Origin of the sequence: Peribacillus sp. FSL M8-0224 (assembly GCF_038003055.1) — a bacterium.
Classification (GTDB): Bacteria; Bacillota; Bacilli; order Bacillales; family DSM-1321; genus Peribacillus; species Peribacillus frigoritolerans.
Map to the genome: position 1 here is coordinate 1159693 of NZ_JBBOOJ010000001.1, position 24039 is coordinate 1183731.

The 24039-nt window shown below is 40.9% G+C and carries 25 protein-coding genes and 2 other annotated features; of the genes, 19 read left to right on the forward strand and 6 right to left on the reverse strand.

Annotation, left to right across the window (positions count from 1 at the left end):
* Positions 1 to 3: 3 nt before the first annotated feature.
* Positions 4 to 213: a DNA-dependent RNA polymerase subunit epsilon gene (locus MKX49_RS05625; RefSeq protein WP_034314070.1), complete on the reverse strand. Its 210-nt coding sequence runs from the start codon at positions 211 to 213 to the stop codon at positions 4 to 6.
* A gap of 884 nt (positions 214 to 1097) precedes the next feature.
* Here MKX49_RS05625 and MKX49_RS05630 point away from each other — a divergent pair.
* Positions 1098 to 1865: a Cof-type HAD-IIB family hydrolase gene (locus tag MKX49_RS05630; protein WP_053534292.1), complete on the forward strand. Its 768-nt coding sequence runs from the start codon at positions 1098 to 1100 to the stop codon at positions 1863 to 1865.
* Positions 1866 to 1912: 47 nt separating this feature from the next.
* Here the strand turns inward: MKX49_RS05630 and def are convergent, their stop codons facing one another.
* Together def and MKX49_RS05640 are read right to left on the reverse strand one after the other, a co-directional pair.
* The gene (def, locus tag MKX49_RS05635) at positions 1913 to 2467 is read right to left on the reverse strand and encodes a peptide deformylase (RefSeq protein ID WP_053534293.1); all 555 of its coding nucleotides are present in this window, start codon (positions 2465 to 2467) and stop codon (positions 1913 to 1915) included.
* Positions 2468 to 2704: 237 nt separating this feature from the next.
* On the reverse strand, positions 2705 to 2860 hold the full coding sequence (locus tag MKX49_RS05640; protein ID WP_063576945.1) for a YjcZ family sporulation protein: 156 nt from the start codon (positions 2858 to 2860) through the stop codon (positions 2705 to 2707).
* Positions 2861 to 3070: 210 nt separating this feature from the next.
* Here MKX49_RS05640 and MKX49_RS05645 point away from each other — a divergent pair, with 210 nt between their 5' ends.
* The 7 genes from MKX49_RS05645 to MKX49_RS05675 all read left to right on the forward strand — a co-directional run bounded on the left by MKX49_RS05645 (position 3071) and on the right by MKX49_RS05675 (position 11259).
* A complete protein-coding gene (locus MKX49_RS05645; RefSeq protein WP_340875576.1) occupies positions 3071 to 3733 on the forward strand; it encodes a YkyA family protein in 663 nt (220 codons plus the stop codon).
* Positions 3734 to 4377: 644 nt separating this feature from the next.
* A complete protein-coding gene (gene pdhA / locus MKX49_RS05650; RefSeq protein WP_034314064.1) occupies positions 4378 to 5493 on the forward strand; it encodes a pyruvate dehydrogenase (acetyl-transferring) E1 component subunit alpha in 1116 nt (371 codons plus the stop codon).
* Between the two features lie 3 nt (positions 5494 to 5496).
* Positions 5497 to 6474 (forward strand): alpha-ketoacid dehydrogenase subunit beta, encoded by a 978-nt coding sequence (locus MKX49_RS05655; protein WP_034314063.1) that lies wholly within the window; start codon positions 5497 to 5499, stop codon positions 6472 to 6474.
* A 120-nt stretch (positions 6475 to 6594) separates the two neighbouring features.
* A complete protein-coding gene (locus tag MKX49_RS05660) occupies positions 6595 to 7953 on the forward strand; it encodes a dihydrolipoamide acetyltransferase family protein (protein ID WP_048687082.1) in 1359 nt (452 codons plus the stop codon).
* Between the two features lie 3 nt (positions 7954 to 7956).
* Positions 7957 to 9369: a dihydrolipoyl dehydrogenase gene (gene lpdA / locus MKX49_RS05665; RefSeq protein ID WP_034314059.1), complete on the forward strand. Its 1413-nt coding sequence runs from the start codon at positions 7957 to 7959 to the stop codon at positions 9367 to 9369.
* A 761-nt stretch (positions 9370 to 10130) separates the two neighbouring features.
* Complete coding sequence (locus MKX49_RS05670) at positions 10131 to 10388, forward strand: hypothetical protein (RefSeq protein ID WP_309247762.1); 258 nt, start codon at positions 10131 to 10133, stop codon at positions 10386 to 10388.
* A 43-nt stretch (positions 10389 to 10431) separates the two neighbouring features.
* Positions 10432 to 11259, forward strand: a complete 828-nt coding sequence (locus MKX49_RS05675) for a polysaccharide deacetylase family protein (RefSeq protein WP_340875580.1) — start codon at positions 10432 to 10434, stop codon at positions 11257 to 11259.
* A gap of 26 nt (positions 11260 to 11285) precedes the next feature.
* Here MKX49_RS05675 and MKX49_RS05680 read toward each other — a convergent pair whose 3' ends face one another.
* The gene (locus tag MKX49_RS05680; RefSeq protein WP_054396989.1) at positions 11286 to 11720 is read right to left on the reverse strand and encodes a DUF1885 family protein; all 435 of its coding nucleotides are present in this window, start codon (positions 11718 to 11720) and stop codon (positions 11286 to 11288) included.
* A gap of 362 nt (positions 11721 to 12082) precedes the next feature.
* Between MKX49_RS05680 and MKX49_RS05685 the strand changes: the two genes are divergently transcribed.
* Positions 12083 to 12208: a GapA-binding peptide SR1P gene (locus MKX49_RS05685; protein ID WP_072272684.1), complete on the forward strand. Its 126-nt coding sequence runs from the start codon at positions 12083 to 12085 to the stop codon at positions 12206 to 12208.
* Positions 12209 to 12348: 140 nt separating this feature from the next.
* On the opposite strand, the gene MKX49_RS05690 is transcribed toward MKX49_RS05685, so the two are convergent.
* A complete protein-coding gene (locus MKX49_RS05690; RefSeq protein ID WP_340875583.1) occupies positions 12349 to 13809 on the reverse strand; it encodes an aminotransferase class I/II-fold pyridoxal phosphate-dependent enzyme in 1461 nt (486 codons plus the stop codon).
* 411 nt (positions 13810 to 14220) lie between these two features.
* Here MKX49_RS05690 and MKX49_RS05695 point away from each other — a divergent pair, with 411 nt between their 5' ends.
* From MKX49_RS05695 to trpA, 9 genes are all read left to right on the forward strand, one after another.
* Positions 14221 to 15180, forward strand: coding sequence for an NAD(P)H-dependent flavin oxidoreductase (locus tag MKX49_RS05695; protein ID WP_340875586.1), 960 nt, complete (start codon positions 14221 to 14223; stop codon positions 15178 to 15180).
* Positions 15181 to 15237: 57 nt separating this feature from the next.
* Positions 15238 to 15513: a UPF0223 family protein gene (locus tag MKX49_RS05700; protein ID WP_048687073.1), complete on the forward strand. Its 276-nt coding sequence runs from the start codon at positions 15238 to 15240 to the stop codon at positions 15511 to 15513.
* A gap of 69 nt (positions 15514 to 15582) precedes the next feature.
* Positions 15583 to 15813, forward strand: a binding site (T-box leader).
* A gap of 35 nt (positions 15814 to 15848) precedes the next feature.
* Positions 15849 to 16084: a binding site (T-box leader), on the forward strand.
* A 162-nt stretch (positions 16085 to 16246) separates the two neighbouring features.
* Complete coding sequence (gene trpE / locus MKX49_RS05705; RefSeq protein ID WP_340875589.1) at positions 16247 to 17644, forward strand: anthranilate synthase component I; 1398 nt, start codon at positions 16247 to 16249, stop codon at positions 17642 to 17644.
* Positions 17641 to 18246 (forward strand): anthranilate synthase component II, encoded by a 606-nt coding sequence (locus MKX49_RS05710; protein WP_048687070.1) that lies wholly within the window; start codon positions 17641 to 17643, stop codon positions 18244 to 18246. The genes trpE and MKX49_RS05710 overlap by 4 nt, the downstream gene beginning before the upstream one ends.
* Before the next feature lie 27 nt (positions 18247 to 18273).
* On the forward strand, positions 18274 to 19296 hold the full coding sequence (gene trpD / locus MKX49_RS05715; RefSeq protein ID WP_048687068.1) for an anthranilate phosphoribosyltransferase: 1023 nt from the start codon (positions 18274 to 18276) through the stop codon (positions 19294 to 19296).
* Positions 19296 to 20072, forward strand: coding sequence for an indole-3-glycerol phosphate synthase TrpC (gene trpC, locus MKX49_RS05720; RefSeq protein WP_252269135.1), 777 nt, complete (start codon positions 19296 to 19298; stop codon positions 20070 to 20072). Before trpD ends, trpC begins: the two co-directional genes overlap by 1 nt.
* 10 nt (positions 20073 to 20082) lie before the next feature.
* Positions 20083 to 20697 (forward strand): phosphoribosylanthranilate isomerase, encoded by a 615-nt coding sequence (locus MKX49_RS05725; protein ID WP_340875593.1) that lies wholly within the window; start codon positions 20083 to 20085, stop codon positions 20695 to 20697.
* Positions 20698 to 20701: 4 nt separating this feature from the next.
* Positions 20702 to 21907, forward strand: a complete 1206-nt coding sequence (gene trpB / locus MKX49_RS05730; RefSeq protein ID WP_063576935.1) for a tryptophan synthase subunit beta — start codon at positions 20702 to 20704, stop codon at positions 21905 to 21907.
* Positions 21900 to 22679 (forward strand): tryptophan synthase subunit alpha, encoded by a 780-nt coding sequence (trpA, locus tag MKX49_RS05735; RefSeq protein ID WP_095389971.1) that lies wholly within the window; start codon positions 21900 to 21902, stop codon positions 22677 to 22679. The genes trpB and trpA overlap by 8 nt, the downstream gene beginning before the upstream one ends.
* 309 nt (positions 22680 to 22988) lie before the next feature.
* Here the strand turns inward: trpA and MKX49_RS05740 are convergent, their stop codons facing one another.
* The gene (locus tag MKX49_RS05740) at positions 22989 to 23609 is read right to left on the reverse strand and encodes a YktB family protein (RefSeq protein ID WP_340875598.1); all 621 of its coding nucleotides are present in this window, start codon (positions 23607 to 23609) and stop codon (positions 22989 to 22991) included.
* A 194-nt stretch (positions 23610 to 23803) separates the two neighbouring features.
* Between MKX49_RS05740 and MKX49_RS05745 the strand changes: the two genes are divergently transcribed.
* A complete protein-coding gene (locus tag MKX49_RS05745; protein ID WP_034314018.1) occupies positions 23804 to 24001 on the forward strand; it encodes a hypothetical protein in 198 nt (65 codons plus the stop codon).
* Positions 24002 to 24039 lie beyond the last annotated feature (38 nt).

Below are 24039 nucleotides of genomic sequence, written 5' to 3' on the forward strand. Positions count from 1 at the left end.
AAATTATAGCTCCAATACTTTGTAATCTTCATTTTGTTTTTCATATTCTAAATATGCTCCGGTTACGGGTAGTACGATTTCTACGTTATAAGGTTCTTTTTTTAATTTTAAACGAACGTCACGAACGGATTCACCTTCGACAAACATTGTTTTAGTATTCTCCCTGATGGGAACCTCTGATATGGTTACTTGATAGTATACCTTAAAAACCATTTTAATCTCTCCTCACTTGTTTGCATTGCTTTTTTCATTATATATAAAAACAACAATTTTTTCATGTTTTTCAACATCATGTAAAAATAAACCCAGCTCCGCCATAAAAACGGAAGGGGTTTGATGAATTAAATATACCAATGTCTAAAAGTATATAAAAAAATAGATGGCCGAATCTGGTATCAATCCAATTGTAGCTTCCTCTATCTTATATCCTATCCGTTTTTGCCATGTGTAAAACTTAAATCATGGGATCTTTTTTTCGTAAACGATTTCTTTCTAAATTAATACAGTACCACTGTGTACAGCGTTTCATGAAAACACAGCGACTCATATTTTGATTGAAATATGTATTCACCTGACCATATAAAAGCCAAGATAGAAAGAATGCCTAACAAGAACTTTACAACAAGGAAGAAGCCCTCCGCAAGTTTTTGAAGGGCTGTCCGAAAAAAATTCGCATATGGATGACGGCCAAGGCAGGAATGAGTGGCAAATCATGCGATAGATTTTTTTCTTAAAAGATCATTCCACTGTTTAGCAAGCTTTTTACGAAGCTTTTTTAACATGGCGATCACGCTCCCTTAGTTATTATTGTATAGGATTATTCAATAATGTAAATACGTCTTTACAGGTACATGGCCCATTTTTGAAAAAAAAGGCTCTTTCAAACAAGCAACTGGGATTTAAGAGGCAGAAGGATGGGAGAAGTGTAATCTGGAAAGCCTGAGTTGGTTTCATTAAGAATAGTATATGCCCATTCCTGAATAAAAAACGTAACTTTGAGTTGGGTCCGGTAGAGTTACTTGACTTATCTTGATGACAATTATTAAATGGGTACATATTAAAAAGGAAAAAATGAATGAATTGGAAGTGAATCGCAAGTGAAAATCGTATTCTTTGATATTGACGGAACATTGCTTGATCATGAAAAAAAGTTACCTGCATCAACAAAAGAAGCCATTAAGCAACTTCAGGATAGCGGGGTTTTTGTAGCGATTGCCACAGGAAGGGCTCCGTTCATGTTCGAGTCTTTAAGGGAAGAGCTTGGCATCGATACATTCGTAAGTTTCAATGGACAATACGTTGTTTTTGAAGGGAAAGTCGTTTATAAAAACCCTTTGAGCATACCTGAGATAAAACGCCTTCACGAACATGCTGAAAAAAATGAAATACCGATCGTGTTCATGAATGAGGAAACAATGAAATCGAGTGTTCCGCATCATAGCAGAATTGAAGAAGCATTAAGCAGCCTTAAGTTTCCCCACCCTGAACATGTGGCGGATTTTTATGAGGACCATGATATATACCAAGCCTTATTATTCTGTTCGGAAGATGAAGAAGGGAACTTTGTTGGAAAATATGATGATTTTCACTTCATTAGATGGCATGAGTATTCGACGGATGTACTTCCATTCGGGGGTTCAAAGGCTGAAGGCATTAAAATATTAATGGAAAAAGTCGGGTTTGCTCTTGAGGATGTTTACGCCTTTGGAGATGGCTTAAACGATATAGAGATGTTAAAAGTAGCGGGATATGGCGTGGCTATGGGGAATGCCGGTCAGCTTGTGAAGCAAGAGGCCGACTTTGTAACGAAGGATGTCGATGATGATGGCATACTTTTTGGTTTGAAAGAACTTGAACTGATATAAAAAATAAAGCCCCCGTCAACCAACAGACGGGGGTTTTGCTTATTACGTTACCTTTCCACCGCAATTGAATTTTCCGGAATGGCATAGGGGTCTTCCGGATTGATATGATCATAAAACATGATACCATTAAGGTGGTCGATTTCATGTTGAAAGCAAATGGCTGCGATGCCTTTCAGGCGGAGTTGAACCGATTTTCCTTCCAGGTCCGTACCCGCAACCGTTATTCGGGCATAACGTGGCACATAGCCGGAAACGGGACGATTTACGGAAAGGCAGCCTTCTCCGGATGTCAAGTATGCTTTTTCGACTGAATGGCTAACGAGTTTAGGGTTGAAAAGTGCATAGCTATAAAGTTGATCATCCTTTTCTTTTAAATGAACCGCAATCATCCTTTTTGAAACATTAACCTGTGGTGCAGCCAAGCCAATTCCTGCCCTTAACCCGTATAGAGCAGCAATATCAGGTTTCTGGCTGTTTTGGACATATTCCATCAAGCTGGCTAAAAGTTGCTTATCTTCATTTGATGCCGGAAGTGGAACCTCTACCGCGACTTGCCTTAAGATTGGATCGTCTTCATTAACAAAATCATCCATGGTAAGCATAATCTTTCACCCCATAAAATTCTTATAATATGTATAGGGTTATTTTAACAAAAAAAAGGCTGAAAGTTAATGAATGGTTTAATGAAAGAAAAATGGAGGGGATGGAATCAAGTCGATGATTTCCTATCCCTGCCATTATTTTATTTGCATGTTGGTCTATTTAAAAAATATTATCATTTTTTGTGAATCAGGGTAAATCGTTATCATTTTCGGGTAAAGGTAATAGTAATTACCTGGTTAGCATAAGCACGCGCCGACGATGATTAACAGAATGAACAGGACAATGATCAGGGCAAAGCCGCTTCCAAAGCCGCAGCCTCCACCATCGCCATATCCATAGCTGGGTGCAGCGGAAACCGGATAACAACATTCTTGGTTGAAGCCTCCATACATAATTTCATACCTCCGTTTTTGTATTTATTAAAATGCTGACCATTCAAATTTGAAACGGTCCCTACAGCCTATGCAGTATGGTTTAAAGGGTGTAGGCTAGCGCCCAGTAATGAAAAAAACCTGTTCGGAATATGATTGTAACAAATGTCTGCGGCTTAAGAATGAATTGAGGAACATGAATCTTCGAAGAACTATCAGAAGGAGTTGTCTATGTTGAAACGTTTTGGTCCATTTGTTATCTTACTTCTTTCTTTAGTGATCTTGACCGGTTGTTTTAATGGTTCACCGGAAGAAAGAATCCACAAAATCCTGGAGAAAACTGCAGAAAAGGAAAGTGATTTCACCGAGAATCAAGAGCCGCTTAATGAATTGGAGAAAAAAGAAAAAGAAAAATATGAGAAAATCATTAAACTTGGATTGGATGATTATAAACAGATCGTCGAGCTTTCAGATGAAGCAACCAAGAATATCGACGAAAGGGAAAAAATAATTGAAAAGGAACAAAGCAGTATGCAATCCTCAAAAGAACAATTCAATCAAATAGATGAACAAATCGGGAAAATAGAGGATGAAAAGATAAAAAAAGAAGCGACTGAAATGAAAAAGATCATGAGTGAGCGCTATAGCACCTATGATGATTTATATGATGCTTATCAACAAAGTCTCGCTTATGATCGTGAATTATATGAGCTTTTTAAAAAAGAGGATTTGAAAATGGATGAATTACAAGTGCAAATCGAGAAAATAAATACCTCTTATACAAAAGTTTTGAAAGCGAATGAGGAATTTAATGCATTAACGGAAAAATCAAATCAAAAAAAAGAAAGTTTTTATGATAGTTCCGGCATAGAAATGGCGGATTCAACAAAATAATATAAATAATGATGGGCTGTGATCCTCACTCACAGCCCATATTTTTTTCAATCCAGTTCATTTTTGGGATAAAAAATTTAAGAATGGTCTTTTTTTATGCAACAAGCCTGATGTGAAATTTTCATACCTGTACTAAAAAAAAACGATAATTAAAAATCTAACAGCAGACTTAGATGAAAGCGCTTGAATATTTTATCGGAATATTATTTTAAGGGCTCAAATGCCTTTAGTTAAAGCGGTTTTGGAATCGATGGGATATGCTGGGGAATTGAAATGTTATCCTTCGCCATCCTTAAATTGAAAAATACGGGAAATTTAATAGTACAGTTATAAATTGAAAACTAATACAGAGAAGAAGTATGAGTATTGGAAATTCTATTAGATCAAAATTATAAGGAACTCCAAGTGATTGACTTGATGTTAATTCATCTTGTAAACTTAATCTATAAAAATTCTTGTATCATTTTCCTTGATTTTTTTTATGGTACAGAATAAGATTGAGACATATTAAGCATATCCACGTTTGAGGATTGGTCTTAAGGGAAAAATAAAAGAATGTATTGTTGAAGAAACTAAAAAGCAAACTATTTTTGCTTTATAGAATAATAATAGCAAACCTTTTTAATGAAAGGATGAGGTGCCAAATGGCTCAAAAAACTAAACAAGCTAAAATTAATGTTCAGGATCAGCTTAAGAAAGTAGAAGAACAATTTGAAACTTTTCAAATTTTAAATGAAGAGGGAGAAGTCGTGAATGAAGCGGCTATGCCTGATTTAAGTGATGAACAATTGCAAGAATTAATGCGCCGTATGGTTTATACACGCATCTTGGATCAACGTTCCATATCACTGAACCGTCAAGGCAGATTAGGTTTCTATGCACCGACTGCCGGTCAAGAAGCTTCTCAAATCGCTTCCCAGTATGCTTTGGAAAAAGAAGATTTCATTTTGCCTGGTTATCGTGATGTTCCGCAAATCGTTTGGCATGGCCTGCCGCTTTGGCAAGCATTCTTATTCTCCCGGGGTCATTTTAAGGGAAATCAAATCCCTGAAGACGTCAATGTAATTTCTCCTCAAATCATTATCGGCGCTCAATATATCCAAGCTGCCGGAGTGGCTCTTGGGTTGAAGAAACGCGGGAAAAAAGCTGTTGCCATTACATATACGGGTGACGGTGGAACTTCACAAGGTGACTTCTATGAGGGAATTAACTTTGCAGGTGCATTTAAAGCGCCAGCTATCTTCATCGTGCAAAATAACCGTTTTGCAATCTCTACACCAGTTGATTTGCAGTCAGCATCGAAAACATTGGCCCAAAAGGGTGTGGCTGCAGGTATTCCTGGAATCCAGGTTGATGGTATGGATGCGTTGGCCGTTTATACAGCCGTTAAAGAAGCGCGTGAACGTGCGATCAATGGTGAAGGCCCTACATTGATTGAAACATTAACTTACCGTTATGGACCACATACGATGGCTGGGGATGACCCGACACGTTACCGTACTTCCGAAATGGATAACGAGTGGGAACTGAAAGATCCATTGGTTCGTTTCCGCAAGTTCTTGGAAAGCAAAAAACTTTGGAATGAAGAATTAGAAAACGAAACGATAGAGAAAGCCAAAGACGATATTAAAGAAGCAATCAAATTGGCTGATGCAGAACCTAAACAAAAGGTTACAGACCTAATTGAAATCATGTATGAAGAAATGCCTTATAACTTAAAAGAACAATATGAAATTTATAAAGAGAAGGAGTCGAAGTAAGCCATGGCTCAATTGACGATGATTCAAGCAATTACAGAAGCATTACGTACAGAACTTAAAAATGACGAGAATGTACTCGTTTTTGGAGAAGATGTAGGTCTTAATGGTGGAGTTTTCCGTGCAACGGAAAATCTTCAAAAAGAATTCGGTGAAGATCGTGTATTCGATACACCTCTTGCTGAATCTGGAATCGGTGGATTAGCGGTCGGTCTTTCTTTACAAGGTTTCCGTCCTGTTCCTGAAATTCAATTCTTTGGGTTTGTATATGAAGTAATGGATTCCGTAAGCGGTCAGCTTGCTCGTATGCGCTACCGTTCAGGCGGACGTTACAGTGCACCGGTTACAATTCGCTCACCTTTTGGGGGCGGAGTGCATACTCCGGAAATGCATGCTGATAGCTTAGAAGGTTTAATGGCCCAGCAACCAGGGTTAAAGGTAGTTATCCCTTCCACTCCTTACGATGCAAAAGGCTTATTGATTTCAGCGATTCGTGATAATGACCCTGTCATTTTCCTTGAGCACATGAAATTGTACCGTTCGTTCCGTCAGGAAGTTCCTGAAGAAGAATACACAATTCCATTAGGAAAAGCGGATGTGAAAAGAGAAGGAACGGATTTATCCATTATTACTTATGGTGCGATGGTGCAGGAATCCATCAAGGCAGCTGAGGAATTGGCTAAGGATGGTCATTCCGTCGAAGTGGTCGACTTACGGACTGTATCACCATTGGATATCGATACAATCATTGCTTCTGTAGAAAAAACAGGACGCGCTATCGTTGTTCAAGAAGCACAAAAGCAAGCTGGTATAGCGGCGAATGTCGTAGCGGAAATTAACGAACGTGCCATTTTGAGCTTGGATGCTCCAGTACTGCGCGTGGCGGCAGCTGATACGGTATTCCCGTTTTCACAAGCTGAAACAGTATGGCTCCCTAATTATAAAGACATTATTGAAACGGCGACTAAAGTCTTGAAGTTTTAACAATCTTAAGTAATGGAATGAATGTCCTGCTTGGGAAAGTGATTTTGCATTAACGGTAATGCAAGATAAAGGACTTTATTCAAAGCACTAAGTATGATTTAATATAGGAGGTTGAACTCAGTGGCATTCCAATTTAGACTCCCTGATATCGGAGAAGGTATACACGAAGGTGAAATAGTGAAATGGTTTGTAAAACCAGGAGATAAGATACAAGAAGATGACGTGCTTTGCGAGGTTCAAAACGATAAGGCCGTTGTTGAAATCCCATCCCCGGTGGAAGGTACCGTTGAAGAAATCCTTGTTCAAGAAGGAACGGTTGCCGTTGTTGGCGATGTACTTGTAACATTCGATGCTCCAGGTTATGAAAATCTTCAGTTTAAAGGGGATCATGGAGAAGAAGCGAAGGCAGAAGGCGAGAAGAATACGGAGGCCCAGGTTCAAGCAACTGCTGAAGCTGGACAGGAAGTCAAGAAAGAGGCTGCTCCGGTTCAAGAAAATAGCGGAGTAACAGGCGCGGGAGCACAACCACAGGTTGAGGCAGATCCTTCACGTCGTATTATCGCCATGCCTTCTGTCAGGAAATATGCACGCGAACAAGGGGTAAATATTCGTGAGATCACTGGTTCTGGGGATAACGGCCGCATCATGAAGGAAGACATTGATGCTTTCAAAAACGGCAAAACCGCTCCACAGCAACCAGCAGCTCAAAGTGAAGCTTCACAACAAAAAGATACGGAAACAACCGAAAAACAAAAAGTTTCAATTCCAGAAGGGCAATATCCTGAAACTCGTGAGAAAATGAGCGGTATGAGAAAAGCGATCGCAAAAGCAATGGTTAAGTCCAAGCAGACAGCTCCGCATGTAACATTAATGGATGAAGTCGATGTGACGCTATTGGTTGCTCACCGTAAGAAATTCAAGGAAATTGCTGCACAAAAAGGAATCAAGCTTACATTCCTACCTTATGTTGTTAAAGCGTTAACAAGTGCATTGCGTGAATTCCCTATGCTTAACACATCATTTGATGATGAAGCTAGTGAGATTATCCATAAACACTATTACAATATCGGAATTGCGGCAGACACAGACAAAGGACTGCTCGTTCCAGTTGTAAAAGATGCAGATCGTAAATCAACTTTTGCTATTTCACAAGAAATTAACGAATTAGCGACGAAAGCCCGTGACGGCAAATTGGCTCCTAACGAAATGAAAGGTGCTTCTTGCTCCATTACGAATATCGGTTCCGCAGGCGGTCAATGGTTCACACCTGTTATCAATCATCCAGAAGTTGCCATTCTAGGGATTGGACGCATTGCCGAAAAAGCAATTGTACGCGACGGGGAAATTATCGCCGCTCCAGTTCTGGCATTATCACTGAGCTTTGATCACCGCATGATTGATGGAGCAACAGCTCAACATGCATTGAATCATATCAAAAAGTTATTGAACGACCCAGAATTATTGTTAATGGAGGCGTAAACAATGGTAGTAGGAGATTTTCCAATCGAAACAGATACTTTAGTAATCGGTTCAGGCCCAGGGGGATATGTTGCCGCAATTCGCGCAGCACAGCTTGGACAGAAAGTAACGGTCGTTGAAAAAGGAACAATCGGCGGAGTTTGTTTGAATGTAGGCTGTATTCCATCGAAAGCTTTAATTTCGGCTGGACACCGTTTCCATGAAGCTCAGCATTCAGAAGATATGGGTATCTTTGCAGAAAAAGTTACTGTTGATTTTTCTAAAGTACAAGCTTGGAAAGGTTCTGTAGTAAAAAAATTAACAGGCGGTGTAAGCAGCCTGTTAAAAGGCAATAATGTTGATGTTGTAACTGGCGAAGCTTATTTCGTTGATGAAAACAGCATCCGTGTTATGAATGAAGACTCAGCCCAAACATATACATTTAAAAACGCAATCATCGCTACTGGTTCATCGCCAATCGAGATTCCGTCATTTAAATATACGAAACGTGTACTTAATTCAACTGGCGCTCTTGCTTTGGAAGAAGTTCCAAGTTCGATCGTGGTAATCGGCGGAGGTTACATCGGAACTGAACTTGGCGGAGCATTCGCTAGCTTTGGCACTAAAGTGACGATCCTTGAGGGTACCGAAGAAATCCTTTCTGCAGGCTTTGAAAAACAAATGGCAGCACTTGTTAAGCGTAACCTTAAAAACAAAGGTGCTGAAATTGTTACTAAAGCAAATGCTAAAGGCGTGGAAGAAACTGATACAGGTGTAACCGTTACTTATGAAGTAAAAGGCGAAGAGAAAAAAGTTGAAGCCGATTACGTTTTAGTAACAGTTGGACGTCGTCCAAACACTGCTGAAATCGGCCTGGAACAAGTCGGAATCAAAATGACTGACCGCGGTTTGATCGAAACGGATAAACAATGCCGTACTAGCGTGAAAAACATCTACGCAATCGGTGATATCGTTTCTGGACCTCAGTTAGCTCATAAAGCTTCTTATGAAGGTAAAATTGCAGCTGAAGCCATTGCTGGACATTCATCTGAAATCGATTATCTTGCTATTCCGGCTGTTGTATTCTCTGAACCGGAACTTGCTTCTGTCGGTTATAATGAAAAAGAAGCGAAGGAAGCTGGAATCGAAGCGCTTGCTTCTAAATTCCCATTCGCTGCAAATGGACGTGCTCTTTCCTTAAATAATACGGACGGATTTGTGAAGCTTATCACTCGCAAAGAAGACGGATTGGTTATTGGAGCACAAATTGCAGGACCAAACGCTTCTGATATGATTGCAGAACTTGGTTTGGCTATCGAAGCAGGTATGACTGCCGAAGATATTGCGATGACAATCCATGCACATCCAACTTTAGGGGAAATCACAATGGAAGCTGCTGAAGTTGCCCTTGGAACTCCTATCCACATCATTAAGTAATTGAGTTATATAAAAGCGTACTGCTAAATGCAGTACGCTTTAGTTTGTAGACAAAAGGGGTTCGGAATTAAAAAATTCTGAACCCCTTTTGAAATTCCCTCTGAATTTCGCCTAAAGTTAAGAGATTGGGGCTCTACTAGCCAACTATGTTAGGCCATTTTGGACCTCGCCATGTCCAAAGCATACTCCATATGTGTTTGTCAGATATGCACACCGTGATAAAAATGAGCATGTTGCACAGCGGTGTTTTGGGGATTTATACTCGCGATAGCCCTCTTTATTTGTTGTTGAGTACTAGTGTTCAATCTAAAAGGTAAGACAAAGTTGATTGGAACGGAAGGTACTGACTCCTGCGGGAAAAGCGCGTCTAGGGGAGACCCCCACAGGCGAAAGCCGAGGAGGCTCCCCGAACGCCCCCGGAAAGCGAGTGCCCTACGTTCCAAACAACGTCCAAATTGTACAATCCCTAAAAATAGATAAACTCGATTTTCATCGAGTTTGTCTACAGTCTGAAGCGTACTGCTAAATGCAGTACGCTTTTTTTTGGCCGGATTTAAAAAATGAAGGAGACTCCCCATACATGAATTTCTTCTTACTAGTTAAATGAAATGGACAAAAAGGGCATAAGCTATAAAAAGGACTTCTTACTTTTTTCCTTGAAATGGTTTGAAAAAGGCCATAGAGGATAAAAAATAAGATGAGCGATTTGTTAAAGGAATATTTTTTGCCAATCATGGCTGATATATTCATATTAAAATGGGGTGGATCACTTGAAAAATTATCTGGTAATCCTCTTTCAACTAATCGTTTGGAGTGGGTATACATTAGTTGAATGGCTGTCTGTTAACGATCGATTGGTTTTCAAAGTATTCATGTTTCTGGTCTTTTCTTATCTAGCCATTTACATTGGTAAAATGATTTTAAAATCCAATAGACGAACCATGCTTGTTACCGTGATAAGTCTATTATGTTACGGGATTTTGCAAATCCTTTTGGAAACGCTGGTACCCGTATATTGAATTTTTCGTAAGCTTCGAAGACATATGAAACAACGGAGGAATCATGTTTAAAAAAGTAGTGGCATTATTTACATTAGTATCATTTTTATTGGTGGCTTGTAATGACCCGAGTTCCGGTCAAACTGAAAATGAGAATGAAAAAAGTGTGGAAACGACGACAACGGTCCAAGATGAAAGTCAGCAAGATAAAGATTTGGAAACGGAAACGTCACAAACGATTGGCGAAGGGAATGTAAAGGCAGAATATCGGGTGGATAAAGAGAATTGGTCATTTAAACCGATTGGGGATGCAAATCCGAAAGTTGTGTTGTTGACATTTGATGATGCACCTGAAAAATATTCCCTGGCAATCGCCCAAACCCTGAAGCGACTTGAAGTACCTGCGATTTTTTTCGTGAACGGTCACTTTCTTGAAAATGATGAAAATAAAGCGATGCTGAAAGAAATTCATGAAATGGGTTTTTCCATAGGAAATCATACGTATTCCCATGTGAATTTAAAAGAGTTGAACGAAAAGGAACAAGAGCGGGAAATCGTAAAATTGAACAATTTGGTTGAGGGAATAATAGGGGTGCGCCCTAAGTACTTCAGGGCGCCATTTGGGTCGAATACCGAGCATTCAAAAAAAGTCGCTGAGAAAGAAAAAATGTTGGTCATGAATTGGACTTACGGATATGACTGGGAAAAAGAGTATCAGGATAAAAAAGCTTTAACGGAAATCGTGCTGAACAGCCCTTATTTGGGAAATGGGGCGAACTTACTGATGCATGACCGGAAATGGACGAGTGAAGCGATAGAGGATATCGTGAAAGGTTTTCAAAAGAAAGGCTACGAGTTCCTTGATCCAAAATTAATTGAAACGCCTGCATGAGCCAATTTCGGCATTTGCAGGTTTTTTTATTTCCTTGGGTAATAATACATCACCCGTTTATTGAAGAGATGCAGCTGCGCCCGTAATTTCTTTGCAAGGAATTTGCACAATTCATTAGCTTTTCCCTTATCACCGAAAGTTGCTGTTTCAGGGAGGGTGAATTGGATATAGGATTGGATCCGATCTGATCCATCTTCATCCTTTACGACTTCTTGGTCAACTCCTATCAATATCATGTGATATCGATCTTCTTTGGCTTGGAGATATATGGCCTTATCCTTCATTCTTTCCGGTTCTTTCATTTCATAAGGAAATGCTTTCTTATCATAGTCCCAATCCAGTTGCTTTCCGGTTTTCGCTGTAATCATTTGATAATAGTTCAGTAATTCTTTCACGTCTTCGATGGTTACAGTTCCTTTCACGGACTCAGGAACAAGTTTGATATAGGCATTTTCAGTCATGTGGATCCCCCTTAAATCGATAAGATGTAAGAATATTTTAACATTTTATGGATGTATTATATACCTATCTATATGTAAATGAAAAGGCGAAATTCCTTTTTCACCTTGCCATGCTAAAGCAAGGAGTGTGATGCACTGGTCCAGGGCCCTTCGTTTATAAATAAATTACCGTGTTTTAAAAAAAGAATCAGTCTAACGAACGATTGGAATGCAGTTCTTTCAAGATGATCGTTCATTAAGTGGGAAAAAGTATATATGTTATACTTTTTAGCTTGAAATAATAAATGTGTTATATTATAATTCATTTAAAGCGGTTACATTATATCAATAATGCATACAATATAGGGGAAGGGGTTGTAAAAATGGGAACTATCGTATGTCAAACTTGCAATAGCACGATTGAACATTTTGAAGATGAGAAAGTAAGTGTATTATACACACACAATCACAACTGCCAAAGCTGTGATACAGCTGCCTCTGAAAAATAAATGGAAAAAAGATTTCAAGATTAATAGAATGTAAGGGTGTTTCAGGGTTGTAGCCTGGAGCACCCTTTTTATAGAAGCCAGTGCTTAATAATAAAAGGTTCAAAAAAACCAGAGCAGTACTCTGCTCTGGTTTGATGGGATCAATCATTTTTTATGATCCGTAAATGTTTTATTTCTGGGTCCTCAGGGCCTTGAACCGGAAGTCCGGCCTCGATGTTTTTCCGGATGTAATTGATATTATCTTCAGTAATCAATTCTCCTGGAATGAAGATCGGGATTCCAGGCGGATAAACCATGATGAATTCAGCGCTGATTTTGCCGACAGATTCCTCAATGGGAACCACTTCGGTTTCTGCATAAAATGCCTCCCTGGGTGATAAAGCCAGAGGTGGTGTATCAGGAAGCAGGACTTCGATCTTTTCATGTTCAGCCGCCATTTCCTTAAACTCATCCGCTAAGTCTCTAAGGGCAGTGATCAGCAGGTCCGCTTCTGTTTTTGTGTCTCCAGGTGTTATCAGGCAAAGGATATTGTACAAGTCGGAAAGTTCCACTTCGATATTATGCTTTTCACGAAGCCATTTCTCAACGTCGTATCCGGTAATATTCAATTCCTTGATGGATATGATCAATTTTGTCGGATCATAACTAAAGGCTGCCTCGCTCTCGAGAATTTCGCTGCCGACACAGTAAAGATAAGGAATCTCATTAACGGCCTCACGGATATACCCTGCCAGATTGATCGCTTCATCGATCATTTCCCTGCCTACTGTCGCAAGTTGTCTTCTAGCCGTATCCAGGGAAGCCAGAAGGATATAGGAGGTTGAGGTGGTTGTGAGCATGCTCAATATGGCTTGAACACGATTTGCGGAAACCAATCCAGTCTTAACATTCAATATGGAACTTCCCGTTAGTGAACCGCCCAGTTTATGAACACTAGTAGCAGCCATATCCGCTCCAGCCTGCATGGCTGACATCGGCAAGTCTTCATGGAAGTGTATATGGACACCATGTGCTTCATCTACGAGTACTGGGATTTGGTGGGAATGGGCAACTTCCACTATTTTTTGCAAATCAGCGGAAATGCCGAAATAGGTGGGATTGATGACAAGCAATCCTTTTGCATCGCTATGTTCCCTTAAAGTTTTTTCAACGGCATCGACGGTGATTCCGTGTGAAATGCCTAAATCTTTGTCTATTTCAGGATTGATGAAAATGGGAACAGCTCCGGAAAATACAATGGCAGACATTACGGATTTATGTACATTCCTTGGGACGATGATTTTGTCCCCAGGTCCGCAGACTGTCATGACCATTGTCATGATTGCTCCACTTGTTCCTTGAACGGAAAAGAATGTGTGATCTGCCCCAAAAGCTTCAGCGGCAAGATCCTGAGCTTGTTTGATGATTCCCTTTGGCTGATGGAGATCATCGAGTGGAGCGATATTGATTAAATCTATCGATAATGCATTTTCTCCAATGAAATTACGGAAATCAGCGTCCATTCCTTTTCCTTTTTTATGACCTGGAATATGAAATTGAACGGGATTTCTTTTTGCATGCTGCAATAAGGCAGTGTATAAGGGTGTTTCATTCTGTGACAATTCTTTGTGGCCCCTTTTCAGTAAAATAGGTACGAAATATGGGAGGTTTTACTCCCGTTCTATTAATGATCGTATGTTTCTCCGATTCCATTCAAATGGTTAGTAAGCTTGTGGATAGACATAAAACATATGAATTATAGCACGTCTTATAATAAATGCCTAGAGTGATTTAATGTCCTGACTTAAACAATTTATATATGTCTTTGTCTTTAAGGAGCCCAATAAAATTATCAGCAGTTTATAAATATCCATTTTCCTAGTATTTACTTGATTTACTCAAGAATTCTTCTTTTTTTATATTGTATGTGTGAGTTAAAAATTGAACGGGTAAACAATATTTGCCATAATGAAGCTAATGATTTGGATTCAGCTAAATAAACAAACCAGCAATTGAAAAGGGAGATGAGGAGTTTGAAGTGGGAAACGCGTGTGACCGATTTGTTAGGTATTCAATACCCAATTGTACAGGGGGGGTTGGCCCATTTAGCATATGCCGACCTGGCTGCGGCAGTGTCGAATGCAGGCGGGCTAGGGCAGGTGACGGCCATGTCCTTGGACACCCCGGAGCAGCTGATAGAAGAAATAAGAAAAACCAAATCATTGACGGATAAACCTTTTGGTGTGAACTTTGCGATCGGCCAGCATGGGAGGCCTTATGAACACATGCTTGAAGCAGCCTTGAAAGAGGGAATTGCTGCTGTTTCCGTAACCGGCGGCAACCCTGGCCCTTTTCTTGATTACGTTAAAGGCACTCAAGTGAAAAAACTGGTGCTTGTTGCTGCAAGAAGGCAGGCAATGAAGGCTGAACAGCTTGGTGCAGATGCAGTGATGGTAGTTGGTCAGGAGGGCGGAGGACATTTAGGGCGTGATGATATTGGAACCTCCGTGTTAATTCCTCAAGTTGTGGACTCCGTTAAAATTCCAGTCATCGCGTCTGGTGGTTTTGGAGATGGACGCGGTTTGATGGCAGCGTTGGCGCTTGGTGCCGAAGGAATCGAGATGGGGACACGTTTCATAGCTGTCAAGGAGTGTGTTCATGCACATGAATTATATAAAAATGCCTTGGTTTCCGGCACGGAAAATGATACCGTTATCATTAAGCGGTCCATTGGTGCACCAGCCAGGGTAATTGCAAACAGCTGGACCGATAAGATTCTTGATATTGAAAAAGAAAACGGCGGATATGAACAATTGAAGGAATACATAAGTGGAAAAGCGAATCAGCGTTATATTCATGACGGAGTCGAAGGTGAAGGCTTTGCCTGGGCTGGACAAGTGATGGGGCTGATTCATGATGTGCCATCGACTGCTGAACTATTCAGTCGGATTATCGACCAGGCGGAAGCAATTCGTTCAAAATGGGTAGACTGATGATGCATGGTCCGCCGGACAACATGAAAAACTATCTAGAAGGAGCGTGTTTAGGATATGGATTATCAATATCCAATGGATCTTGATTGGTCTACTGACGAAATCGTAGATGTGATTAAATTCTTTGAAGCAGTAGAAAAGGCTTATGAAAATAAGATACAAAAGGAAGAATTCATGAAGGCTTACCGAAGATTCAAGGAAATAGTCCCCGGTAAGGCGGATGAAAAAAAGTATACGGATGAGTTCGAGTCAGTCAGCACCTATTCAGCCTATCTTGTCATTAAGAAGGCAAAAGGAATCGATGACGGGGAATGGATAAAAATGAAACATTAAAAATATAATTTTTCGAAAACTCCATTGACTTACTGAAAAGATTGTTTTAACATAATAATCAAGAAAAAGATAAAGGCAGTGACGAAGAAGAGTACCTTAATGATGTTCTGCAGAGAGCCAGTGGTTGCTGAAAACTGGTGAACGAAATTAAGCGAATGGACTTCCGAGCCCCAAACCGAAACGGATGAACGGAGTAGGCTTTGGCGATTATCTCATCGTTAATGGAGATAGGCATGTTAATGCCGTAAAGTGAGCTAATTTAGCTAATTAAGGTGGTACCACGGGTTCCTCGTCCTTTGGATGAGGGCCCTTTTTGCGTTTTTTTGAAAATGATAATTAAATCTATGAATGAGAGTAGTAATCTTTTTAGATGCGTCACAGAGAGCCGGAATAGGTGGAAACCGGTACGATATAAGAAGATGAATGGACTTATGAGTGGTTTCTTGAAAATAAGTAGGGAAACTCGGCTGCCACCGTTAAAGGGTAATCGCAAGAATTCAATTCTTGCTTGAGAGGGAAAAATGATGCATTTTTCCAACTTGAGGTGGCACCGCGGTATACCGTCCTCTGCAGACACATATTTGTGTTTGCAGGGGATTTTTTTATTGGAATTTCAATATATATACCTTTTAAAGAAAATATCCAGAGGAAATGAAGACCTGGTCATTTGACCAAAAGGGTTTTCCCTCCGGGGGATTATAAGAGCGCATAAGAATCGGGAGGGAATCAAGAGATGAATAATAATTTGGATGAAAAAAAAATACTCCGTTTCAAAATGGATACAATTGAAGGGGATATCCATACACCCATTGCCATATTTCAGAAATTAGATGGTGACCAGAAGTTTTTATTGGAAAGTTCGAACTCGCATCATGACAACGGCCGCTACTCATATCTAGGTTCAAAACCTTATTTGGAGGTGACATCACTTGCTGACCGAGTAAATGTGAAAGACACTGAAACAGGTGATCAAATCGTTAAGGACATCAATATCATCGAGTTTCTAAAAAAAGAATTATTAGTGGAAATAGAAGAGGTTCCCACACATCTTCCGCCATTTAACGGTGGTGCAATCGGATATATGGGCTATGATATCATTCGTCTTTATGAAAATATAGGTCCGGTTCCACCTGATTCTTTGCAAATGCCTGATGCTCATTTTCTTTTTTATAAAGAACTGTATATATTCGATCATGTTCTGCAGAAGATCCATCTTTTGACTGCTGAAGAAGATAGTGAAAAAAGTTTATTGGGAATGAAGGACAAAATCAATCAGGCAAGCAAGCCGTCAAAGGAAATATCGTCGGAATATTTGGAATTCAACTCGAATTTCAGTCAGGATGAATTCGAGAAAATGGTCCTTGAAGCTAAATCGGCGATCATAGCTGGTGAAGTGTTCCAAGTTGTTTTATCACAAAGGTTTAAAGCGGACTTCGATGGGGAGCCTTTCGATGCATACCGTCGTTTGCGATTAGCCAACCCCTCTCCTTATATGTTTTATATAGAATTTGGTGACTATACAATCATTGGGTCTTCTCCAGAAAGTTTAATCAGTGTTTCATCAGGAATGGTTCATGTTAATCCCATTGCCGGCACACGGCCGAGAGGGAAAACGGATGAAGAAGATAAGGGCTTCGAAAAAAGCCTGCTGATGGATGAAAAGGAACTTGCCGAGCATAAGATGCTTGTTGATTTAGGTAGAAATGATCTTGGCAGGGTTTGCGAAATCGGTTCAATCCACCTTACCGAGGAAATGGAAATTCAAAGATATCAGCATGTCATGCATATTGCTTCGAAGGTTAGCGGAAAGCTTAGGGAAGGGTACACGAGTTTAGATGCACTGACGGTCTGCCTTCCTGCCGGAACAGTTTCAGGTGCTCCTAAAATCAGGGCAATGGAGCTGATCAATGAACTGGAAAATTGTAAACGCGGGATGTATTCGGGCTCGATAGGCTACATAGGTTTTGGAGGGGATCTTGATATGGCTTTAGCCATTCGGACGATGATCATCAAAGATGGCAAGGCCTATGTACAGGCAGGGGCTGGAATCGTATATGATTCAGATCCAAAAACGGAATATGAAGAAACACAAAATAAAGCACGCGCTTTAATGGAGGTTCACACTATATGATTTTATTAATTGATAACTATGACTCGTTCACTTACAACCTTTATCAATATTTAGGTGAAGTGGAAAAAGAAATCGTAGTAAAAAGGAATGACGAAATCACCCTTGCGGAAATTGAGGAACTGAATCCAATGGCAATCGTCATTTCCCCGGGACCCGGCAGGCCCGAAGATGCTGGAATCAGTATGGAGATCATCCGCAATTTTTATGAGAAGGTTCCGCTATTAGGCATTTGTTTGGGGCATCAGGCCATTGGGGCGGTTTTTGGAGCGAATGTTGTTGGGGCGAAACAAATCATGCATGGGAAAACATCGGTAATCGAACACGATGGAACAGGTGTTTTTGCCAAACAGGACTTACAATTCCCGGTAATGCGTTACCATTCCCTTGTGGTTGAAAGGGGGAGTTTGCCAGAAGAACTGACTGTGACGGCAGTGGCACTGGATGATGGGGAAATCATGGCCCTTAAACATCAGGAATTCCCTCTCTACGGTTTACAGTTCCACCCTGAATCAATAGGGACGAAAATCGGCAAGGAATTATTACATCAATTTTATGAGATTGCCGGTACCTTTCAATCAGAGAAGGAACAATCCATTCTATAAAACAAAAAACGACTGGGGGAGTTAGCGGTGAAGGAGTATTTAGCGAAGTTAGCAGAGCGTCAAACATTGACGGAAGAAGAGATGAGCAGAGCAGCCCAATCGTTATTTTCTAAAGATATCTCCGAAAGCGAGATGGCAGCATTCATCATTGCCTTAAAAGCCAAAGGGGAAACGGCAGGTGAAATAGCAAGCCTTGTCAGAGTCATGAGAAAAGAAGCAAGAAGTGTACAAACAAGCTCCCTTAATGTAATGGATAATTGCGGAACGGGAGGAGATGGGTCACAAAGCTTCAATATAAGCACAGCATCGGCCTTCGTGCTTGCTGGGGCCGGTGTCAAGGTTGCCAAACATGGAAATCGCAGCATTTCAAGCAAAACGGGAAGTGCGGATGTATTGGAAGCATTAGGCGTTAATTTGTACTTGGAGCCTGACATGTTAAAGGAACTGTTGGAGGAAAATGGGATCACATTCTTATTTGCCCCATCTGTTCATCCTAATATTGCAAGGATAATGAAAGTGAGAAAAGAACTGAAAATCCCGACGATATTTAATCTTATCGGTCCTCTGACAAATCCAGTCCAACTCGACACGCAATTAATGGGAATCAATCGACGCGATATGCTCGAGCTTTTTGCGGAAGTCCTGCATAAATTGGGCAGGAAACGCGCAGTCGTGATAAATGGTGCCGGGTTCATGGATGAAGCGAGCCTGCAGGGTGAAAACTCACTCGTCCTTTTGGAGCAAGGAGATATTATACCATTTACGCTTCATCCTGAAGAAGTGGATCTGCCTGTTTACGGAAATGATGCCATCCGTGGCGGTGACGCCAAACAAAATGCCGATATCATGCTTAGGCTTCTCAAAGGGGAAAAAGGTGCATATCGTGATACCGTTTTATTGAATGCCGGATTGGGATTATACGCACATGGTACGGCAGCGACGATCAAAAAAGGAATCTCCATGGCCAAAGAAAGCATTGATAGCGGATCGGCTCTTGCAAAGTTAGAAAATCTGATTGCTTATGGCAATAGAAATAAGGTGGTCATGTAATGGAAAATATCTTAACGAAAATCATCGAACAGAAAAAGGTGGAAGTCGCAAAATTAAAAGAAAGGGGCTTAGATGATTCGGTCATGATCAACATAGTCAGACCATCTTTGGTGGAAAATTTGAAAACGGCTAAATCGATGGCGGTCATCGCGGAAATAAAACGGGCTTCCCCTTCAAAAGGGGACATTAAAATCAATGTAAATCCGATCGAGCAGGCCCTTTCATATGAAAGTGGCGGAGCTGCAGCGATATCCGTATTGACGGATGAGGTTTTCTTTAAAGGATCAATTGCAGATTTGAGAAACGTAAGCGAGGCCATACGAATTCCCAGGTTGTGCAAAGATTTCATCATCGATGAAATCCAAATCGATCGGGCCCATCAAGCAGGTGCGACTATCATTCTATTGATTGTGGCAGCACTTTCTAAAGAACGCCTTCATGAATTATATCAATATGCAAAAAAGAAAGGACTTGAAGTGTTGACGGAAATCCATGATGAAGCCGAACTGGAACGTGCTCTAGAGCTGAATGCAGAGCTCATAGGGATTAACAATCGGAATTTAAAGACCTTCAAAGTGGATTTGGCTGTAACGGAACGACTGGCGAAGTTACTTGATCCCAAACGACATATCATTATCAGTGAAAGTGGGATCAAAACAAAAGAAGACGTAATGCGTGTGAAGGATGCTGGTGCAAAAGCGGTTTTGGTCGGGGAGACACTCATGACTGCATCAAATCTTCCGCACAAGATGGCCGAACTGCAAATGAGTATATAAGGAGATTAATATGTTAGTGAAAATCTGTGGGATAAAGACTTTGGCAGCTGCTCAGACTGCTGTTAGTTCCGGAGCAGACTTCATTGGTTTCATTTTTGCCGAGAGCAGCAGGAAGGTTGAGCCGGAGATAGTAGGAGATTTCGGAGCGAATCTAGCTGGTCATGTTAAAAAGGTCGGAGTGTTTGCCAATCAAACTGAACAAGAAGTGATAAAAATTGCTGAAATTGCGGGATTGGATTATATTCAGCTTCATGGTAACGAGTCTGCCAGCTTTGCCCGCAGAATGCCCCTGCCGGTGATCAAGGCCTTTGCCATCCATTCAGAGAAAGACCTTGAAAACCTGCATGAATACCCAGCGGATTATCTATTGGTCGATCTTCCTAAGAGCGCATCCGGCAAGGGATTGACTTTGGATTGGGATATGATTCGAAAAGCTGATCTGCCACTGGAGAAGGTAATTCTAGCCGGTGGGCTGACTCCGGAAAATGTCGGAAAAGCGATTAATGCCGTTTTACCATTCGCAGTTGACGTAGCAAGTGGTGTTGAAACAAACGGATTAAAAGATGCTGTAAAAATGAAAGCATTTATCAATGAGGCAAAAAATACAGCCGGAAAAGAGGAATGAATAGATGAATACTTATACACAGCCTGATAAAACTGGACATTTTGGAGCATATGGAGGCCGCTTCGTTCCAGAAACTTTAATGGCGGCGATTACGGAGCTTGAAGAAGTATATGAACAATCTAAAAATGATCCAGAATTCCAAAGGCAGCTAAGTTATTACCTGAAACAATATATCGGTCGGGAAACCCCTCTTTATTTTGCGGAGAACTTAACGAGACTGGCTGGCGGTGCAGACATTTATCTGAAGCGTGAAGACTTGAATCATACTGGAGCCCACAAAATAAATAATACGATCGGCCAGGCTTTGCTGACTCAGAAAATGGGCAAGAAAAAAGTGATTGCCGAAACGGGTGCAGGACAGCACGGGGTTGCAACGGCGACTGTGTGTGCTTTGCTGAAGTTGGAATGCATTATCTTTATGGGAGAAGAAGATATCAGGAGACAGAAATTGAATGTATTCAGGATGGAGCTTTTGGGAGCCAAAGTCATATCTGTATCACAAGGAAGCGGGACACTGAAGGATGCAGTAAATGAAGCGTTACGATATTGGGTGGCTAATGTGGATGACACCCATTATATAATGGGATCAGTGCTTGGTCCGCACCCATTCCCCGTTATTGTCCGTGATTTTCAAAGCGTGATAGGGAATGAAACAAAACGTCAATATTCTGAGGCGGTTCATTCCCTGCCGGATGCAATAGTTGCATGCATAGGCGGAGGAAGTAATGCAATGGGGATGTTTTATCCCTTCATTGAGGACGAAACGGTAAAGTTATACGGAGTGGAAGCGGCAGGGCATGGACTTAATACACCGTTACATGCTTCAAGTTTGACGAAAGGGAAACCTGGGGTGCTCCACGGGGCATTCATGTATGTTTTGCAGAACGAGGACGGTCAGATCCAGGAGGCACATTCTATTTCGGCAGGGCTGGATTATCCAGGGGTAGGGCCTGAACATAGTTACTTAAAAGATACGAATCGGGTGGAATATACTTCAGTAACCGATGATGAAGCCTTGGAAGCCCTAGCGATGCTTTCAAGGGAGGAGGGGATCATCCCTGCTTTAGAAAGTTCACATGCCATTTCCTATGGTTTAAAGCTTGCTAAAGAAATGGAGAAAGGAACAGGACTGGTGATTTGCCTGTCCGGCCGTGGTGATAAAGATGTTGAAACGGTCCAATCATTGATGGGGGGTAGTGAACATGAATAAATTAACAAATGCGCTTGAAGAATGTCAAACAAAGCAGGAAAAAGCATTCATACCATATATCATGGCAGGTGATGGAGGTCTTGATCGGTTAAAGAGTCAGCTTCTTTTCCTTGAAAACAGCGGGGCGACTGCCGTTGAACTAGGTATACCTTTCTCTGACCCTGTCGCTGATGGACCCGTTATCCAACAAGCTGGAATCCGTTCTTTGAAAAATGGAACAACTTTAAAAGATGTTCTGAAAAAAGTAATGGAAATCAAAAATGATGTGAACATCCCCATTATTTTAATGGGATATACGAATTCAATCCTGGCATATGGACTTAAAGAGTTTACGACTGACTGCCTTCAAGCAGGAATTTCCGGGTGCATCATCCCCGATTTACCGATTGAAGAAGAAGCCATCTTTTCATCAATCAAAACTGCAGGGATCGTTCTTATCCGACTTGTGACACTCACGTCTCCGCAAGAGCGCATCACTGAGATTACCGCAGGGGCGGAGGGCTTCATCTACGCAGTTACAGTCAAAGGCATCACAGGTGCCCGTGACGCCTTCGGAGAAGAACTTGGAGGCTATTTAAAGAAGGTAAAAGAGATAAGTCCGGTTCCCGTTCTTGCCGGGTTCGGCATATCGACTCCAGAACATGTCCGTGATGCCATACAATACTGCGATGGAGTCATTGTCGGCAGCAAGATCATCGAATGCTTCGAGACAGGCAAGGAAGACCGAATTAGAGACTTGATTCAAGCAAGCAAAGGCTTAGTGCAAAAATAGGGATGGAGAGACTCCCATGCTTCCCTTAGTTTATAGGCAAAAAGGAGTTCTATCTTAAAACATAGTTGATTGGGGCGGGTGTCCGAGACTCTTGCGGAAAAGCGTGTCCAGGGGGGACCCCGCAGGTGTAAAAGCGCCGGATCGCCGGTGGAAAGCGAGTGCCTGGAGGCAACGGTCAAATTTTTAAAAACCTAAAAAAACTGAAGACAAACCCATTGATTATCGAGTTTGCCTACAGTCTGAGGAGAGCTTTTGGCTCTCCTTTTATATTATCCAGTTTTTGTTGGATCCGAATAGGAATCAATGTGTTTAATTTAATTGATATAAGGGTAAAAGATGTTCAAACGCATCTTGAATGGTTTCAATGAAATTATCATCTTTTAACTTAATAGCGTCATCACGGGAAATTTTTATACCGCATAGGATTTCGGCTTTCTTTACCGTTTGCAAACGAGTGAACATTGAATTCAAATCATCTACTCCAAGACCATCATGAGGGATGACATCAGGTTTTGTATGGTCCATTGACCAAACATAATGGGAGGGAATGCTATTCACCAATCTGTCTGCCTGCTGCTCCAGATGCTTACCGATTTCCATTTTATTAGGGGCTTCGTAAATGACGGCATACCAGATGAACATATGCGTTTCCCATAACCCGATTTGAAAATGCGGCATCATTTTATAGCCTCTGCTATTGGCAGCAAAAGCAACCCATGTATCATTGGGGGGATTCACTGTCCGTCTAGCATGCTTTGCAACGTGAGGGTGCATTTCATCGCCGGTCATAACTGAGAGTTTTTGAGAAAAGTGCTCTCCCAGGGCTTGTAATTTAGGCTGGATCCGTTCTTTTAAAGCATCCATGCGCGGTTCCAATCCATCAATTTTAAAAACATCAAAATCATCTGCTGTAAAACTTTCTATATTCATTTTCATCTCTCCTACCGTAATATCTGCACATATTGTAGCATAAGTAAAAGTAAAATTTAAAAAATACGATTCGGGTTGGCAATGAAAAATTCCTTATAGGTTTAAGCACAAATTAGTTGCTATTTGAGGTAGGAAGTCATATGATAATATAAATTCAGAAAATTACGTTAATTAACGAAGGGAGAATGTTAATTATGAAACAAGTCATGAACCAAGCATTAAAAGCTAAAGAAGTTGAAAGACATAGAGCTGCAGTGTTAAGAATGGAAATGGACTATGAATTAGCAACCCTTTTTGAAGCAATCGGTGAAGAGAATGACCAAAAGAGGTCACAATGCAAGCAAAGACTAGAACGCATCCGCTTGGAATTGTTGAAACTGAAAGCCTTGTAAATGATTGGCTGCAGAGACCTTGAAGGAGAATGAATTAA

Coding starts and splice junctions, on each gene's coding strand:
- MKX49_RS05680 (WP_054396989.1), bottom strand. CDS start 11,720: ATGACTGAAAATGCCTATATCAAACTTGTTCCTGAGTCCGTGAAAGGA.
- pdhA (WP_034314064.1), top strand. CDS start 4,378: ATGGCTCAAAAAACTAAACAAGCTAAAATTAATGTTCAGGATCAGCTT.
- MKX49_RS05655 (WP_034314063.1), top strand. CDS start 5,497: ATGGCTCAATTGACGATGATTCAAGCAATTACAGAAGCATTACGTACA.
- MKX49_RS05745 (WP_034314018.1), top strand. CDS start 23,804: ATGAAACAAGTCATGAACCAAGCATTAAAAGCTAAAGAAGTTGAAAGA.
- MKX49_RS05740 (WP_340875598.1), bottom strand. CDS start 23,609: ATGAATATAGAAAGTTTTACAGCAGATGATTTTGATGTTTTTAAAATT.
- MKX49_RS05675 (WP_340875580.1), top strand. CDS start 10,432: ATGTTTAAAAAAGTAGTGGCATTATTTACATTAGTATCATTTTTATTG.
- def (WP_053534293.1), bottom strand. CDS start 2,467: ATGCTTACCATGGATGATTTTGTTAATGAAGACGATCCAATCTTAAGG.
- trpA (WP_095389971.1), top strand. CDS start 21,900: ATGAATAAATTAACAAATGCGCTTGAAGAATGTCAAACAAAGCAGGAA.
- lpdA (WP_034314059.1), top strand. CDS start 7,957: ATGGTAGTAGGAGATTTTCCAATCGAAACAGATACTTTAGTAATCGGT.
- MKX49_RS05640 (WP_063576945.1), bottom strand. CDS start 2,860: ATGTATGGAGGCTTCAACCAAGAATGTTGTTATCCGGTTTCCGCTGCA.
- MKX49_RS05685 (WP_072272684.1), top strand. CDS start 12,083: ATGGGAACTATCGTATGTCAAACTTGCAATAGCACGATTGAACATTTT.
- trpC (WP_252269135.1), top strand. CDS start 19,296: ATGGAAAATATCTTAACGAAAATCATCGAACAGAAAAAGGTGGAAGTC.
- trpB (WP_063576935.1), top strand. CDS start 20,702: ATGAATACTTATACACAGCCTGATAAAACTGGACATTTTGGAGCATAT.
- MKX49_RS05700 (WP_048687073.1), top strand. CDS start 15,238: ATGGATTATCAATATCCAATGGATCTTGATTGGTCTACTGACGAAATC.
- trpE (WP_340875589.1), top strand. CDS start 16,247: ATGAATAATAATTTGGATGAAAAAAAAATACTCCGTTTCAAAATGGAT.
- MKX49_RS05625 (WP_034314070.1), bottom strand. CDS start 213: ATGGTTTTTAAGGTATACTATCAAGTAACCATATCAGAGGTTCCCATC.
- MKX49_RS05725 (WP_340875593.1), top strand. CDS start 20,083: ATGTTAGTGAAAATCTGTGGGATAAAGACTTTGGCAGCTGCTCAGACT.
- MKX49_RS05710 (WP_048687070.1), top strand. CDS start 17,641: ATGATTTTATTAATTGATAACTATGACTCGTTCACTTACAACCTTTAT.
- MKX49_RS05645 (WP_340875576.1), top strand. CDS start 3,071: ATGTTGAAACGTTTTGGTCCATTTGTTATCTTACTTCTTTCTTTAGTG.